The organism is Sphaerochaeta pleomorpha str. Grapes (genome assembly GCF_000236685.1).
GTDB classification, from domain to species: Bacteria; Spirochaetota; Spirochaetia; order Sphaerochaetales; family Sphaerochaetaceae; genus Sphaerochaeta; species Sphaerochaeta pleomorpha.
Genome location: NC_016633.1, coordinates 2,390,893 through 2,406,492, shown reverse-complemented (window position 1 = coordinate 2,406,492; position 15,600 = coordinate 2,390,893). Strand labels below are relative to the sequence as shown.

Below are 15,600 nucleotides of genomic sequence, written 5' to 3'. Positions count from 1 at the left end.
GGTATTTGCAGGGATACCTTGTTTTTCAGTTCAGATTTGCACGGCTCTTTTCTAAAACCCCTTGCGTCTCCAGAATTCTGCAGTCCTTCAAACCAGGCAACCCAGCAAACCCTTGCATGACCCCAAAAGGGTATTTCGGTCATATCCCAATTTACCTTTGATCTGTGTAATATTGAGGCCTTGCTCACTCAAGATCAAGCCATCCTTGCAAGAAATCATATTCTTACCTCCATGTTCTTTTTTCACTGATATTCGAACATGATAGCTGAATGTGAAAAGGGATTGGCTGATTTAGGTGATGAACCCAGCCGAATGTACCAATAGATACAATGTGTACTTACAACCACAGCAAGATACTAATCCAAGAGATCTTTAGGGAAATAACAAAATCCCACAAACTGCTTTCACTCGCTTCCTAATAAAAAAAGCAGTTTAGGAGTAAGTATTCCACTTGAAAAAAGACTGACCGGTATAAAAAGGAATTCAAACGTCTCCTACCAACTATTGGAAGGAGACGAATCGCCATTAGTTCTGGTTCAAAGCCCTAACCGGTCTTGCTTCAATATAGCCGCGATACCCCATAGGTGCCAATTGAAACCGAGGGCCATCTTCATCAGCCCACTCAAAGCCATAGAGCTTGGGATCATAGGTTTTCATGAGTTCCCAAAGATTTGTGATGGCCTGTTCAAAATGTTCATCTTCATAAGCAGGACCTTGAAAAACCATCATCTTGCACGCTGGCAGGGTAATACTATCAAATCCTTCAGGAATTTCTCCCTTGTAATCCACAGGAACTTCAACACCTTGTACATATTCACCGGTACCCAACTTGCGCATGTTTTTAGGCATCCACATACCAATCGGTTCAAATAAAGCACCTTTGATAGAACCCAAGGTATCCCAGATCTCACATCCAACCTCTTCGCAGTATTCAAAATAGTCCGAAGCCTTATGTGCAAACTTAACCACGGCTTTACGTTCCATACGATCGATTACTTGTACAAATACCGTTTCCATACATTTTTCTCCTTCACTGATCGTTAATTGGGCAGTTCTTGCATGGTAGGTTGCCAAGGCTTTGCGGAAATCAGATGGGTTCATGCCGAACTGCTTGGTAAAGGCACGCGTAAATCCTTCATGAGAGTCAAACACAAAATCCATGGCTACATCGATGATATTTTGCTTTCCCACTCCAAGCTGGTGTGCAGCTGCAGCCAAACGCCTGCTACGGATATAAGAAAACGGACTGGTCCCAGTAGCTTCCTTGAACAGCCGGGCAGCATGCCAAGCTGAATAACCCCCAGTTTGTGCAAGCTGGTACAAGCTGATCGGAAAAGAGAGATGGGATTCGATGTAATCGAGCATCTGCTTTACTGCATTCCTTTGGAAATCATCCATACGCTAAGAACTTCCTCTATCCTGATGCTAATACAGAAAAACGATACGTGCTTGACTTTCCTTGCTATTCTATCTCTCTTTTCGTATTGCAGAAAGCGTAAAGGCAGAAAAACAAAAAGACAGCAAGAAGAGGAGTTTAGGATTCCAAAAGCAATGTACCGCGGGTTGCGAAAGACCGAGCAGTCGTCCAAGGTCACCAAATCCTACCTCGAGGTGAAGGACACCCTATACCGGAACTACTGCCTCGAGCTTTTGCTGAAGAAGATAGGCTTATTGAGGGGCTTGGGTAATTACAAAAGTTTTCTCCGAGGCAGGAACTGAGGCCGAAAAAAAACAGTACAAAGAATATTGACTGATATATTACATTCCGCTTGAAAGTACGGAAAAGAAAACTGCTGATAATTACTTGCATTGTATTCATATGGCAGTTATTTTTTTTGATTTTTTATTGTAGAAGTCAGGATTCTTGTATTCTCGTACCAGCATGAGCGGTGATCGACAAGAACCTTTTATTGCAGTAACCGAATTACAAAGGAAATGCAAAATATGGTAGAGTATTTTCATGGATACATTGCTTTTCAGTTCAGATTTGCACGGATCTTCCTCAAAACTTACCACTCTTTTGGAAAAAGCGAACACCTTCCAAGCTAAAACCCTCCTACTGGCAGGGGACACTTGTCCGTCGGAAGGAAGCACGTTCAGCGAGATATTGAGAACCAGTATAGTACCTATTGTCATGGTTAGGGGTAATTGTGACACTCAGTATGCCTTCCATGCTACAGGATTGACCTTGCCTCCGTTAATCAGGAGATTCCCCTTTTCAGGACGCACCATTATCATGATCCATGGCGACCGTTATTTCTCCCCAGAGGAATTAGGCTTGAGGCCCCAGGACATAGTGTTGAGTGGCCATACCCATTGCCCTAGCCTGACAATTGGAGGAGACGGCGTAATCTATGTAAACCCAGGTTCCCCCTCCTACCCGAGAAGCAGCTATGGGGAAACCTATGGCATTATTGAAAATGGTAAAATTGAAATCCGTTCTTTGGCAACAGATATCCCGCTCCCAGATTTACAGTACTATTTTATGCCCCTCATCTGATAGTAGGTGTCAAGGAGTCTGGCCAGGGGAACCACTTGGGCCGCAGGGAAATTGCTCGAAGCATTCACCAGGACTTGATCTGGCAACGTACCCACAGGCTCTCCCTTCAATAGCATTTTGTCAATCTTCCTTTGCAAGGCCCAAGCGTCCCTTCCATAGGAAGCCACCTGTTTACCGGTTACTGTATACCCCTCAGTTACGGAAACCAGCTCTGCAAAGAACGAAAACATTGACTTCCTATAAAACCTAAAAGGATACCAAAGAAAGGGTTTATCAAAACAGGGCAGGGAGAAAAAATAACAAAGGCCTAGCGACTCCATTGCATACCGGAGGTCTTGCGAAAACATTGCCCACATTGCAATCTGGCGCTCTTTTCCTCTCCTGTAATGGTTGCCTGACAACAACTCCCTGATTACAACCGTGTCATCACCAAGCGCAGTGAGCAGTGCCTGGGCCGGCAAGGCCCTCAAGTCATAGGGAGCAAGGGGAATAGAGTTCACGGCATAGGCGTATTCGGCACCACCGTATAGTGTAACCAGTTTGTCCAAGGTATGGGACAGTTGTTCCCCAGTACCCTTTCTGTAGGCCATTGCATCGATAAGATGAAGGTATTGATGGACTGTTGCACGACTGAGATCAGGAAGGAACGAGAGTGTCCCTTCAGGTCTGGTCTTTCGCGCCCAGGCAAGGACTGCCCCTATCGAATAATAATCCAGACCGGTTTCCGAGCAACGATCCATAAGAAGGGAAACACTTTGGTAATCGAAAAGCTCAAGATTGGCACCAAGGGCCAACCCCATTGAAAAATCCGGGAAAACCGAACCTTCCCCGGAAGAATGGGCACAGCCATTCGGACAACCGGCACACCCCTGCACTGCAGGGTCCGCGGCCTTGAAGTCCCGGTAGGAGGAAAGGCCCCAAAGCCGGCCGTCTCTTCTAAGCGAAAAACAATCAACAGCAGCCCATCCATAGCGATTTGCTTGCTCTATAAGGGTAACAGAGCCTTCCTTGGCTATCAAATCGCCTACTTTGCTTTTTTGCAGGGTACGTTGATATTTCTGAATAGTTGTCCCAAGTTGTTTCGGGTCGTAGGACTCGCGCCCCGATACCGAGGGGGCAAGGGTGATATACTTGATATTTTTCAAGCCGAAAACAGTTCCGACACCCCCGCGGCCAAAATTCGTACCATCGGACCAGATCGAAGCATACGGTACCTGATGTTCCCCAGCGGGTCCAAGCGCTATCAGATTTTTTCCCAAAAAGTGTGTTGCTACTTCCTTGGTTGTAAAATCGTGGAATTTTTCCGCATTGGAAAACTGTACGGAATTAAAATCTATCTCAAACCCAGACAGTCTCCGAAAACGCCCGACGATGACCATAGCAGAATAACCGCACCCATGCAGGGCCCGGGCAAGGGGGCCATTGCTTGTATTGACAGAAAGCTGTCCGGTTAGCTGAGAACGGGTCACCAAGGTAAAGGAATCGCAACATGCCAACGAAATATCTGAGGCTGAACCGGCAGCTATAACAATCGGATTACCACTTTCATAGGCTTGGCTTCCAAGATTCTCGTATTCGGCATATTTGTCCCAGAGTCCGAGCGCAAGCAACCTTCCACCCAGCATTGTTTTGGATTCACTCTCTGATAGGGGGATTTTTTCCCAGGTTTCCTGTCCAACATCAACCAGCAAGATGAAGCGCTGGCGATAAGGAAACGCCATATGTTGCTTTTGTTCCATGCAGTAAAATGTATCCATTGCAACTCAGAGTGTCAATGTTGCAGGTAGGAATATACCATATCAAGTAAATATATAACCAATAGTTCTCTTTTATTGCCATAAGAATATGCAAAATGCTTCCTGTATTCTTTTTTCTTGTTTCTTGGCTTTCCTTGGAAGTATTATTATGAATATGAAAGATATACAGATCACTATCGGGGAAAAAATACAAACGGTTGCAATGGGAACAACAGTTGAAGAATTGTTAATTGCAACAAACTATATTGATACTTCAACCGGCCATTCCTACTTCGACAATCCCTATATCGGTGCCTTGGTTAACCATGAATTACAATCCTGTGCCAAAATACTGACGAGCAACTGCTCCCTGGAACCAGTCAGACTCTTTGGCGACATGGGAAAAAGAATGTACAGGCACACCATCTGCTACCTTCTCTGTAGTGCTGTCTCTATGCTTTTCCCTGACAGGAAACTGGTTATCGGCCATTCTTTGGGTGATGGGTACTACTTCAGTTTCGACGATGAATATACACTTGAAACCCGGGACATCGCCGCAATTTCCTCTACCATGCAAAGCCTTGTCGAACAAAATCTCCCCATCGAGGAAATAAGCCTACCCTACAGTGAAGCCCTTGCCTATTTCAATGAAAAGCATTTTGAGCAGACATCTGCCTTGCTATCCACCCGCAATGACCCTGTCGTCGAACTGTACCGTTTGAGTGGCTATCTGGATATATCCTACGAACCCCTGATTGGGAAAACCGGTCTCTTGCAGGTATGGGAACTAAAACCCTACCAAGAAAAAGGGATGCTGTTGCGCTATCCCCGTTCCTATGATTTCTTGAAACTCGACACCTATAAGGACAATCCGCTGTTATTCTCTGTTTTCAAGGAATACAAAGCCTGGGGGACAATCCTCAAAGTACAATCGCTTGGGCAACTGAATAGAATGGGAAACCAAAATACAGTAGGGTCCTTTATCAGGCTTGCCGAAGCCTTGCAGCAGAAAAAGATTTCCAGCATTGCCGATAAAATCAATGAGCATGGAAATGTAAAATTCATCCTCATTGCAGGACCGTCGTCCTCTGGTAAAACCACCTTTGCCTACAAACTCTGTACCCAACTGCAGGTACTTGGCAAAAAAACTGTAAAGATCTCCTTGGATAATTATTACCTGGATATCAAGCAGGTGCCCAAAGACGAATATAACAAACCCGACCTTGAAGCCCTGGAGGCTATCGATGTCGCCCAATTCCAGAAAGACCTTGGACTTCTCAGTGAAGGGAATTCAGTCCATCTGCCTATTTTTAACTTCAAGAATGCCACTCGAACCTATGAGAAAGAAGCTGTTACCATGGATAAGCGGACCCTCTTGGTAATCGAGGGGATCCATGGGATGAACCCACAACTTATCAGTTCGATTGACCGGGATATGGTATTCAGGATCTATATATCTGCGCTCACCCAATTGAATCTCGATGACCATAACAGGATCAGTACCACTGACAACCGCTTGATAAGAAGAATGGTTCGGGACAACAGGACCCGGGGAACCAACGCCGAGACTACACTCTCCATGTGGCCTTCGGTACAGAGAGGGGAGAACCGTTACATATTCCCTTACCAGAACAACGCAGATATCATGATCAATTCTGCTTTGGATTATGAACTGGGAGTCCTAGCCCCGTTTGCCGAACCTCTATTGAAAATGGTAAAGCCTTCCCAGGAGATGACCTACGAGACAGCCAGACGACTCCTCAGGTTCCTTGATAATGTAAACCCTATTGCAGACACCCTGGTTCCCCAAGACTCCTTGCTCAGGGAATTCATAGGAGGAAGCGAATTCGATGTTGTCTAGGTCGTTGCCAAGGGAAGTACTTTTTCTGTCATAAATTCCATGAACTTTTTGCTTTCGGTATAGACTCCATTATGTCCAGATTCTTCAAGCCACAGCAACTCCTTATACGGGGCCTCCACCGTATTGAACCAGCGTTCCGCGATTGTAGAAACGCAACTCATATCGTATCGGCCATTGACAAGGAAAAGAGGGCAATCAAGACGCTTCACGTCTTTTTCAAAATCAAGATATGCCAGTTGCGGGTACACTTCCTTGACTCCCCTGAGCAAACCCCTTACCAGGTTGATTCGATCTGCAAACGAATGTTCAGGCGCGAGGAACATTTTTTCTGAACGGAAAGAAGCATCAGCGGGAGCATGTGGACTGAATTCGAACAAACGACTGAGGACTTCAAAATATTTCTGCCCGTCAGGGACGACAGATCCGTCCTCAAGGGTTTTCAAATAGGGGGGACGTCCAATTTTCTCCATCAGCGCAACCGTCTTGTGGTCTTCAGACGCACGGGCCCCTTTCAGGACCATCTGCCATCCAAGAGTATCGTTCTCGATTGAATTGATCTGTTGGCCTGCTCCGATATAGGCATGAAAGAGTCCAGGATTCTCCTGTGCAGCGAGCAAGCCGATTACTGATCCCCAGGAATGGCCCATCAGAACTATTTTTTCCTGATTGAACCGATCGGCAAGATAATTAGAAAGGCTTATAACATCTTGAACGTATTGCTCGACCAGCAGGCCATCCTTTGCAGCAGCATAACTTCCCGCTGTCCCCCTCTGATCCCAGCAAACTATCGTGAATTGCTCATGTAATGGAGCAAGATACGTCCGAACCCAACCGACTTCCGATCCACCGGGTCCTCCGTCAAGCCAAAGAATAACTGGATTATCCTCAGAGGCTCCTGCTATATAGATTCTTTGCTTGGTTCCATTGAGGTCGATTTTTTCCCTGGAGTCTACCGCCAGCGCAAGGGGATTACCACTTTCGTCAACCAACCTTGCAGTATGTGCGCAAGACGTACCAACACTGATAAAAACCAAGCAAACCAAATATCCGACTATCCAACCAATTTTTCTATTTTTCTTCATGTACTACTCCTTGCCAGGCATCTGCTGGCAAGGGTAGTTTCCTCTATTGGAGGGCATCATCCTATCGGAGATTGCTATGAGTTCAGGTTGCAAAGGCTACGAAGAGTGTCGTAGAAATCAATCATGCAGGAGATTGAGCAGTTCAATCCTACTCTGCGCCCCCACTTTCTGGTACAGGTTGTAGATATGCGTCCTTACCGTGGCTTCAGAAATCCCCAAATCGAAGGCAATCTCCTTATTCGATTTTCCCTGTGCAATTTTGTTTGCCATTTCCTTTTCCCTTCCGGTAAGGGAAAATTTGGCTGCAACCTCCTCGTTGAGAATCCCGAAGGCAGTTTCAGCAGACGCCCTCTTTGCAAGTGACTGAAGGGATGCAACAATCATGACACCGTTACATCCGAGATAATAGAGATACTCCAACGACAAGGGATGATACATGTTCGCGGTAAACCTATTGAGAACAAATTCACCCAGCCCGAGCGGGACAAACGCAACAGAGCACCATCCAATTCCTCTTACCAGAGTCTTTAGAGATTGGCTTGTTTGGTAAGAATCGGCGAGCAAGAGAATTAAACCGAAGAATCCTATAGTCAACGCAATCAGCAGATAGAGAATAACTGACCAAACAAGCGAGTTGATCCCGTTTCCAAACACATGGAAAAACAGGTTGACTGTCAAAAGAATGATTGAACAAACATTCAGCAACCGTGCCACAGAAAGTAAGTATTTCTTTACTAATGCAAATTCTTTACTGGAGAGGACCCCTAGAATCGAAAAATAGAGAGCTATATTCAGCAATGCCCCAAAAGCCCCCATACCTTGTTCCAGAGATGAACCCTCTACGCTCACCAAGCCTACTACCTGGTCGAGGTAATAGTACACGGCAACTAGTGCAAGGTTTGCGATAAACAAAGCCTGTACGACGATCATACGATGAACAAACATCCCTTTTTTTCGTATATCAAGGATTATGAGCGCAACGAGAGCTGCGAAGCCAGTTGAGAAAATCAATATATACGTGAACAGAATAATGTGCTTCATTTTTTAGAACTGTACCATCGCTTGCCGATGGACACAATCAAAGTGTACTGATTATTGCAAATTACGTAGTTATTCGTATTGGGCAATCGCAAAAACCAGGGAATAATTGGGACAAAAAAGTGAAGGGGAATTTCTATGGGAAACAAATTACCGCTGATTATTTTTATTCTTTTGTGTATGACGATGATTTCCTGTTCAATGATAGGATGCAATTTCGATAATGGCTATTCTCGAGAAGAATTCTATGATGATGCGGTACTGGCACAGACTGCAGACAGGTATTCCTATACTATTCGCAATGTATCGGAGGGGAGATTGGAATTCAAGGGTTTCTTCGGACGTGACACGCTGCAACAAGAAGCAGTAAGCGAAGGTAAAAGCCTGAGAATCTCAGGAAATTTCGAGCAGGTAACAACAGGGCTCTTCAAACTGGTTCTGGTCAGAAAAACCGATGGGAGAGTTACGACTATCACAGACCAGGTAGGGCCTTTTAATCAGACCTTCAACCAAGGAGATGGCGAATTTTTAATAAAAGCCATTGGGTACAGGGCTACAGGAAAAATCAATTACGCTGTCGATCTTATCGAAAACCCATGATTATGAAGGATCAAAAGCAAAGGCGGCTTTCGCCGCCTTATCTTGAGGTAAACAGATACTTCTGTTACTTATCGTAAATATGCTTGAACTCGTCAAACAAATCGGAGACCTGTGCTTTGCATTTGCCACAACCGGTACCATACCCTGTCAGTCTTTCCAGATCTTCCAAGGTCTTGGCTTCTCCGTTCTTGACCAGCTCCTCAATTTTGATATCGGTAACATTCTTGCATTCGCAGATTACCTTGGCGATGGTCTTCTTGAAAGGGTTGTCTCTTCCCTGTTTCTCCAGAAAATCATCAATCGCTGCACGCAAGGCCTTGTCCCCAAGGACTGAGCAATGGAACTTATGGTCAGGAAGCCCCCCAAGGGCCGTTGTAATCATATCAGGGGTCATGCGATAGGCTTCTTCGAGTGTCATGCCAATAGCAAGTTCGCTCATCATTGAAGTGCTTGCTATTGCAGAGGCACAACCGTACGTCAGCCAACGAAGGTCAGAAATTACATCGTCCTTAACCTTGATAGCGACTCTCATCTGGTCTCCACAGGCAAGCGAACCAACTTCACCCACTCCATCGGCTTCAAAATGCTCGTCTTCCCTCCAGGTATTGCGAGGGTTCATAAAATGGTCTTTTACTATTGGGGTATATACCCACTGGCTCATAAAATTATTCATCTTGTTGACAACTCCCTTAAGCGCTTGATAATCGGCGGTAACTTCTGCAACACATACTTCACGTCATCTTCCGTATTGTAGTGCCCGAAACTGAATCGGATAGAACCATGGGCCAATTCAATATCTACACCGGAAGCAAGCAGTACATAACTGGGCTCAAGCGAACCACTGGCACAGGCGCTTCCCGTAGAAACCTCAATACCGTCCAAGTCGAGATAGAGAAGAATCGACTCCCCCTCTGCACTCGGAAACGAAACATCCAAGGTCCCTGGCAGGCAGTGTTCCTGGTTGCCATTGACCACAACGTTTGGAATGGTTTGCACAATTCCGAGACGAAGCATTTCCCTGAGGTGCCAAAGATGTTTGCTCTCGCTCTCAAGGTTTTTCTCTGCCAGCTCGGCAGCAACGCCAATCCCTACGATCGAGGGGGTGTTATAGGTACCGGCACGCTTCCCCCCTTCTTGGTGACCCCCGTGTATAAATGTCTCGAAAGGAACCTTTTTCTTTACGGCAAGAACCCCAATACCTTTCGGACCATAGAATTTATGCCCGGAAAGACTCATGTAATCGACATCCCAGTCTTTCATGGATACAGGGATTTTCCCAATAGCCTGGGTAGCATCCGTGTGCATGTAGGCTCCCACGGCATGGACCAGCTTTGTAATCTCTTCGATCGGCTGGATAGTCCCGGTTTCATTGTTTCCGGTCATTACCGAAACCAATGCAACATCTTCGCCCAGATAGGTTTTAAGGGTAGCAAGATCTACCCTGCCCGTTTTATCCACGGGAACTTCATCCACCAAATACCCGCGCGATTTGAGAAATTTAACGGTTTCGATAATCGAGGGATGCTCAATTGTCGTTGTTACAATCCTGTTCCGTTTTGAACCTAAATCTATCTTATCCCTGAAAATATTGAAAACTGTGTTGTTTGCTTCGCTTGCTCCACTGGTAAATACAACTTCGCTGGGATCACAATCTATCAACGAGGCAACCTGATGCCTCGCCTGTTCGATAGCCGCCGCAGCATCACGGCCAAAGCCATGCATGCTCGAGGCATTCCCGTATATAACCAATGCTTCGCTAACAGCCTGTATGACCTCGTCAGCCATGCGGGTTGTCGCATTGTTATCCAGATATATAATCTGATTATCCATAATAATATAACCTCATTGCCAAAAATACTCATGCTTGACGCCTATGGTCAAGCTACCTACATCTTATGCCCTAAAGATTTCGTAGAGGTCTTTGTCAATTTCGTCTGGGGGACAGGTCTTGCTATGAATAAGCCGAAGCATCCGGTTTGGGGAAAATCTGATATGGTTTTCCGCTGCCCATTGGACATAGGCACAGCTCTTGGGCAGATAAGAAGAAAACATTGCCCTGAGATAATTTACTTTTCTACAACGTGTACTTTTTGCAAAACGCTGGGTATACACCTTGCATTGCTTGGTTTTGGGATCAAAGAATTCACACCAGGAATCAAGATCAATTACCAGAAGATGCCCATATACTGCTTTCTCGTGACAACAAAGGCCACAGCGAGAACATTTCTGCTCCCAGGTGGAATTACAGGACTTACACATGGATCGACCTCTTGCCCATTGCAACAAGCTTCTCCTGCACAGGTGTATTGAGCGGGGGTAGCACAGAAAGGGCGGAAACACTTGCAAACCCATCGGTAACAGCTTGGAAGTCGGTCCCCTCTGAGTCACATTTCTGTACAGGGGGAATACCACCCTTCAAGGACATGATGATGGAGGTTCCAAAACGAACACCATTGGTGTCGTACGTCTTCTGGTCGGCGTTTTGTTGTTTCTCCACTGCATCGTGATAATCAAGGTGACTCATTCCACAGGCTTTCCAGTTTCCGTTCCAGTTGGGAGGCATGTTTATATTCAGGATCGTTTCCGCACTGCATAGCGGATAGAAGGAGGAAAGATGATCTACCAGAAACTGGGCTGCATGGACAAAAGGGAATTGTCCCTGAGAATCTTTCATGCAACTGATAGCAATGGACTTCATATCCATCAGGGCGGCTTCACTTGCAGCCCCCACTGTGCCGGAATAGAGAATATCGGTAGAAATATTGTACCCGTGGTTAATCCCGCTAATCACCAAGTCGGGAATACGGGGAAATAAATTGCCTTTACGGGCATACAGAATACAATCAGAAGGAGTTCCGCTGCAATGATAATGCATCAATGAATACTCGGTGACAATGATTTCACCCCTGAGGGTCATCGAATGGCTGCTTGCGCTTCTTTCATGAGAAGGCGCACAGACCCATATCTCGTGGCCTGCGCGTTTAAGGAACGATTCAAGAATCGCTATTCCTTCGCTCTTATATCCATCATCATTTGTCAGCAATATTGTCATGCATTCTCAGGGAACACAACTTTGGCACAGCCACCACTTTGGAATATATACCATCGGGGATGAAAACCGAAAATGTGCTCGTATTCCTCCAGACGGTTAATATAGCTTGGAAGGGACTGTTTGCTCAAGAGGACCATAACATTACCGCTAAAACCGTTACAGATAAGCACGGCCCCCAGACATCCGGAGGTTTCGGCTGCACGCTTGGTCAGCCAATCGACTTCCGGGCATGTAACCTCAAAGAGATCACGGAGCCCCGATTGTATCCGGTTCATGGTCTTGCCATAGAGCAGAGCTTCTTTTTGGCTTAAAAGCGTCGCAGAGTCATTGGTCAAATGGGATTCCATCAAGATATATTCGCAAATATGACGAGAGTCCTCATCGAGGGGGACTATCCTTGCTGACAATTCGCTTTCAGGGAAATCACGGATGAATCCGCTCTGCTTGAATTCCTTGAGTTTGGTGAAAGCAAGCTCAGTCGCTTTTCGTTTAAGACTGACTTCTTCCCGCATGGCATTGGGGGAAATTTTGCTATCAACAATAAGGGCAATATATTCTTCATTGGTGTCTGAGAAGGGAAAATCAATCTCCTGGAAGGTAATATGCTGGAGGTCAAAAAAGAGTACCTTTCCCCTTTTTGCATTAATTATCGTCAAAAGATCACTTATTTTACATATTTCATTGTTAAATACCGTATTTGCCTGGTAAGCAATGCGGATAATCGAAGGAATGCTCAGCTGTAAGTCCATGAGCTTATCAAGGGCAAGGCAGACACCCAAAGCTATGCAAGTACTGATCATTTGGTTATCGCTGAGTAATAGGGATCCTTCAACCGTGACGTTCAAACCTGAAAATTCAACGCCTTCGTTGGCAAGTATTGCCACTACCCCTTTTATATAATTTCCCCAGCGGTCTTCTTTGCGAAATTTAATATTTCCCAGGACAAAACGTTTGCGATCATTGAGGGTGGCATTGGAGAGACGTACCATCTGGTCGTCTCTAAACGATATTGCTACGTACAAAACAGATTCGCCAGTCCCAACAATGGACCAACCTTTACAAGCATCGGCATAACACCCGAGCAAGGTGCAAGCACCGGGCACTTCGACTACGACCAATGGTGTTTCGCCAAACTCATTTTTATGCTGAATTATTACGTTATCCATGCCCCAACCTAGTTTTTATGCAGTAATTTTAGGATACTTACTCTTATAATGCAACAAAAAACCACTTTTTGTAGAAATCATTGCAGAGTAAAGGGTAAATACTTATTGACACAGTAGCAACAAACACTTGCAAGCAAGTCCATTATACAACAAAAAACCACCATTACTGGTGGTTTTTTGTTTATTCCGTGATTTATTTTTCCAGACTGTATCTTCTCTTAAAGCGTTCGATACGTCCGGCGGTGTCAACCATTTTCTGGGTTCCGGTAAAGAACGGATGGCAGGCAGAACAAATTTCGACTTCAAGATTCTTTGATGTCGTCTTGGTTTTAATCACATTACCGCAAGAGCAACGGACCTCGGCAATTTCATAACGGGGATGAATTCCCTTTTTCATAATGATTCCCTCCAGGAATATGTAGTTTCTGCTGGAAATACAGCAGACAAGTTTCGTTTGCCGTCTCCGTCCTAATAACCTGCAGAATTCGTAGGAATACCTGTATTTATCGAACGTAAGAACGCCTCATTATCCTTTGTCTTCCGAATTTTGTCAATGAGGAAAGGAGTCATCTCCTGATCATCCATGTCATTGACAGCATTTCTGCAAAGCCAAATCCTGGCAGCTTCATCAGCAGGAAGCAACAGATCCTCACGTCTCGTCCCACTTTTCTTGATGTTTATTGCCGGGAACTGTCGTTTGTCAGCTAAACGGCGGTCAAGGATAATCTCATTGTTACCGGTGCCTTTGAACTCTTCAAAGATGACCTCATCCATTCTCGACCCGGTCTCGATCAAACCGGTAGCAATAATGGTTAGGCTTCCTCCAAACTCGATATTTCTTGCAGCACCAAAAAACCTTTTTGGCTTGTGCAAGGCATTTGAGTCAACACCACCGCTGAGGATTTTACCGCTTGCGGGAACCGTTTGGTTATACGCACGGGCCAAACGGGTAATTGAATCAAGCAGTATCACTACATCTTTTTTGTGCTCAACCAAGCGCTTTGCCTTTTCGATCACCATTTCTGCCACCTGGACATGCCGTGAAGCCTGTTCATCGAAGGTAGAGGCAATAACCTCGCCTTTGACATGGCGACGCATATCGGTAACTTCCTCAGGTCGCTCATCAACGAGCAGGACCATGAGGACAACCTCTGGGTAGTTGGTGCTGATGGAGTTTGCAATTTTCTGCATAAGGACTGTTTTACCGGTGCGGGGAGGAGCAACAATCAAAGATCTCTGTCCTTTTCCGATTGGGCAGAACATATCGATAATCCTGGTGGACATGTCTTCCTCTGTGGTCTCCAGGCGAAGCCGTTCGTCAGGGAACAATGGGGTAAGGCTATCGAAAGGAGCCCGCATTTTTGCAACTACCGGCTCATCGTCATTTACTTTCAGGATTCTCAGTATCGCAAAAAAGCGCTCGCTGTCACGGGGAGTCCTGACTTGGCCATATACAACATCCCCTGTTTTGAGACTGAGGGATTTGACCTGGGCAGGGGAAACATAGATATCTTCAAGACCGGACAGATAACTGTTATTCGAGGACCGAAGAAAGCCAAACCCGTCAGGAAGGATTTCAAGGGTGCCCATCCCAACGATAACACCACCCTTTGCACTGTGAATCCTCAGGATCTCAGCAAGAATCTCCTGTTTTCGAAGGTCCAGAATGGTTTCAGGATTCATCCCTCTCTCAATTCCTACTTCTCGCAAATCCTCAATCGGAAGCGAGGCGTAATCATTCACATTGAGGATGGGTGCTTCCGGATGGTCTTCAATGTTCAAATCATTGAGTGAATCATCCTGTTGGTTTTGCCGCATCCCGCGATTTTGCTGATACGGTTGGTTTTTCTGGTAATTTCCCCGGGGATGCTGTCGATTCTGCTGGGGCCTGCTACCATTTCGGGTGCTATATTGTGCAGTATTCTTTCTATATTGGTTTGGATTGCTTTGTTGGTTTTGACTGCCTGTGTTCTGGCTAGGAGTCTGTTGGTAATCCCTGTCGCTCTCAGAAGAAGGTTGCGCTGAACGAGTAGTTGGAGTCGGTGAAGCAGGAGAAGCAGGTGAGTTTTGCTGTGTACTCTCCGTTGCAACAAAATCAAGCTGGGGTTGCTCAATCTGTACATTTCTATCATGTTTTTTTTCTTGTTTCTTCTCTTCGCTTTTTTCTATCCGTTCTTCTCTAGGCTCTTCTGTTTTGGCTACAGAAGCTTTCTTTGGACGGCCCCTACGTTTTTTCTGTTCGGAAACAGGGGAGGCAGGTTCGGGAGAAGCTACCTTTTCTTCCACTGCTGGAGTCGATTCGGAGGCTTTGACCACGAGCCCACCTTTCTTTCGTGTAATACGTCGTACCGATTTCTTTTCAGAATTCTGTTCAGAACCCGGCATTACGTCATTTTGCTCATTCATTATTTCTTCGGAAGACATAGGATAAACTCCAGCGGAAAGGTATGCCTTCACCGATACCAAAAAGCATCGCCAAGGTACGGTAGCAATTCCTGTTCCTAATCATAAACATATTGTTAAGAATGTGCGGGAATGGCAAACGAATAAAAACTAATTCAATTC

General features: G+C 45.6%; 15 protein-coding genes. 3 read left to right on the top strand and 12 right to left on the bottom strand.

Annotated elements, in window-relative coordinates:
* Positions 1-87: 87 nt before the first annotated feature.
* Both SPIGRAPES_RS17465 and SPIGRAPES_RS10980 read right to left on the bottom strand, forming a co-directional pair.
* A complete protein-coding gene (locus tag SPIGRAPES_RS17465) occupies positions 88-219 on the bottom strand; it encodes a hypothetical protein (protein ID WP_014270821.1) in 132 nt (43 codons plus the stop codon).
* A gap of 306 nt (positions 220-525) precedes the next feature.
* Positions 526-1,398 carry a helix-turn-helix domain-containing protein gene (locus tag SPIGRAPES_RS10980; protein ID WP_014270820.1) on the bottom strand — a complete coding sequence of 291 codons (873 nt, stop codon included), beginning with the start codon at positions 1,396-1,398 and terminating at the stop codon, positions 526-528.
* A gap of 562 nt (positions 1,399-1,960) precedes the next feature.
* Here SPIGRAPES_RS10980 and SPIGRAPES_RS10970 point away from each other — a divergent pair.
* Positions 1,961-2,500 (top strand): metallophosphoesterase family protein, encoded by a 540-nt coding sequence (locus SPIGRAPES_RS10970; protein WP_014270819.1) that lies wholly within the window; start codon positions 1,961-1,963, stop codon positions 2,498-2,500.
* On the opposite strand, the gene SPIGRAPES_RS10965 is transcribed toward SPIGRAPES_RS10970, so the two are convergent.
* Positions 2,479-4,239: an aldehyde ferredoxin oxidoreductase N-terminal domain-containing protein gene (locus SPIGRAPES_RS10965; RefSeq protein ID WP_041384624.1), complete on the bottom strand. Its 1,761-nt coding sequence runs from the start codon at positions 4,237-4,239 to the stop codon at positions 2,479-2,481. The two genes, SPIGRAPES_RS10970 and SPIGRAPES_RS10965, sit on opposite strands and share 22 nt — an antisense overlap.
* Positions 4,240-4,405: 166 nt before the next feature.
* Here SPIGRAPES_RS10965 and SPIGRAPES_RS10960 point away from each other — a divergent pair, with 166 nt between their 5' ends.
* A complete protein-coding gene (locus tag SPIGRAPES_RS10960) occupies positions 4,406-6,097 on the top strand; it encodes a nucleoside kinase (RefSeq protein WP_014270817.1) in 1,692 nt (563 codons plus the stop codon).
* Here SPIGRAPES_RS10960 and SPIGRAPES_RS10955 read toward each other — a convergent pair.
* The gene (locus SPIGRAPES_RS10955; RefSeq protein WP_014270816.1) at positions 6,094-7,179 is read right to left on the bottom strand and encodes an alpha/beta hydrolase; all 1,086 of its coding nucleotides are present in this window, start codon (positions 7,177-7,179) and stop codon (positions 6,094-6,096) included. The genes SPIGRAPES_RS10960 and SPIGRAPES_RS10955 overlap by 4 nt on opposite strands.
* A 117-nt stretch (positions 7,180-7,296) precedes the next feature.
* Positions 7,297-8,220, bottom strand: a complete 924-nt coding sequence (locus tag SPIGRAPES_RS10950; protein WP_014270815.1) for a helix-turn-helix domain-containing protein — start codon at positions 8,218-8,220, stop codon at positions 7,297-7,299.
* A 135-nt stretch (positions 8,221-8,355) separates the two neighbouring features.
* Here SPIGRAPES_RS10950 and SPIGRAPES_RS10945 point away from each other — a divergent pair, with 135 nt between their 5' ends.
* Positions 8,356-8,817 carry a hypothetical protein gene (locus tag SPIGRAPES_RS10945; RefSeq protein WP_014270814.1) on the top strand — a complete coding sequence of 154 codons (462 nt, stop codon included), beginning with the start codon at positions 8,356-8,358 and terminating at the stop codon, positions 8,815-8,817.
* A gap of 64 nt (positions 8,818-8,881) precedes the next feature.
* Here the strand turns inward: SPIGRAPES_RS10945 and SPIGRAPES_RS10940 are convergent, their stop codons facing one another.
* From SPIGRAPES_RS10940 to rho, 7 genes are all read right to left on the bottom strand, one after another.
* Positions 8,882-9,490 (bottom strand): iron-sulfur cluster assembly scaffold protein, encoded by a 609-nt coding sequence (locus tag SPIGRAPES_RS10940; protein WP_014270813.1) that lies wholly within the window; start codon positions 9,488-9,490, stop codon positions 8,882-8,884.
* The gene (locus SPIGRAPES_RS10935; RefSeq protein ID WP_014270812.1) at positions 9,487-10,647 is read right to left on the bottom strand and encodes a cysteine desulfurase family protein; all 1,161 of its coding nucleotides are present in this window, start codon (positions 10,645-10,647) and stop codon (positions 9,487-9,489) included. Before SPIGRAPES_RS10935 ends, SPIGRAPES_RS10940 begins: the two co-directional genes overlap by 4 nt.
* A gap of 63 nt (positions 10,648-10,710) precedes the next feature.
* Entirely contained in the window at positions 10,711-11,076 is a 366-nt protein-coding gene (locus SPIGRAPES_RS10930) for a CxxCxxCC domain-containing protein (protein ID WP_014270811.1), read from the bottom strand.
* Positions 11,069-11,869 (bottom strand): 5'/3'-nucleotidase SurE, encoded by an 801-nt coding sequence (gene surE / locus SPIGRAPES_RS10925; RefSeq protein ID WP_014270810.1) that lies wholly within the window; start codon positions 11,867-11,869, stop codon positions 11,069-11,071. Before surE ends, SPIGRAPES_RS10930 begins: the two co-directional genes overlap by 8 nt.
* Entirely contained in the window at positions 11,866-13,035 is a 1,170-nt protein-coding gene (locus tag SPIGRAPES_RS10920; protein WP_014270809.1) for a galactokinase, read from the bottom strand. Before SPIGRAPES_RS10920 ends, surE begins: the two co-directional genes overlap by 4 nt.
* 193 nt (positions 13,036-13,228) lie before the next feature.
* A complete protein-coding gene (gene rpmE / locus SPIGRAPES_RS10915; RefSeq protein WP_014270808.1) occupies positions 13,229-13,432 on the bottom strand; it encodes a 50S ribosomal protein L31 in 204 nt (67 codons plus the stop codon).
* Positions 13,433-13,503: 71 nt separating this feature from the next.
* A complete protein-coding gene (gene rho, locus SPIGRAPES_RS10910) occupies positions 13,504-15,459 on the bottom strand; it encodes a transcription termination factor Rho (RefSeq protein WP_014270807.1) in 1,956 nt (651 codons plus the stop codon).
* Between the last annotated feature and the right edge of the window lie 141 nt (positions 15,460-15,600).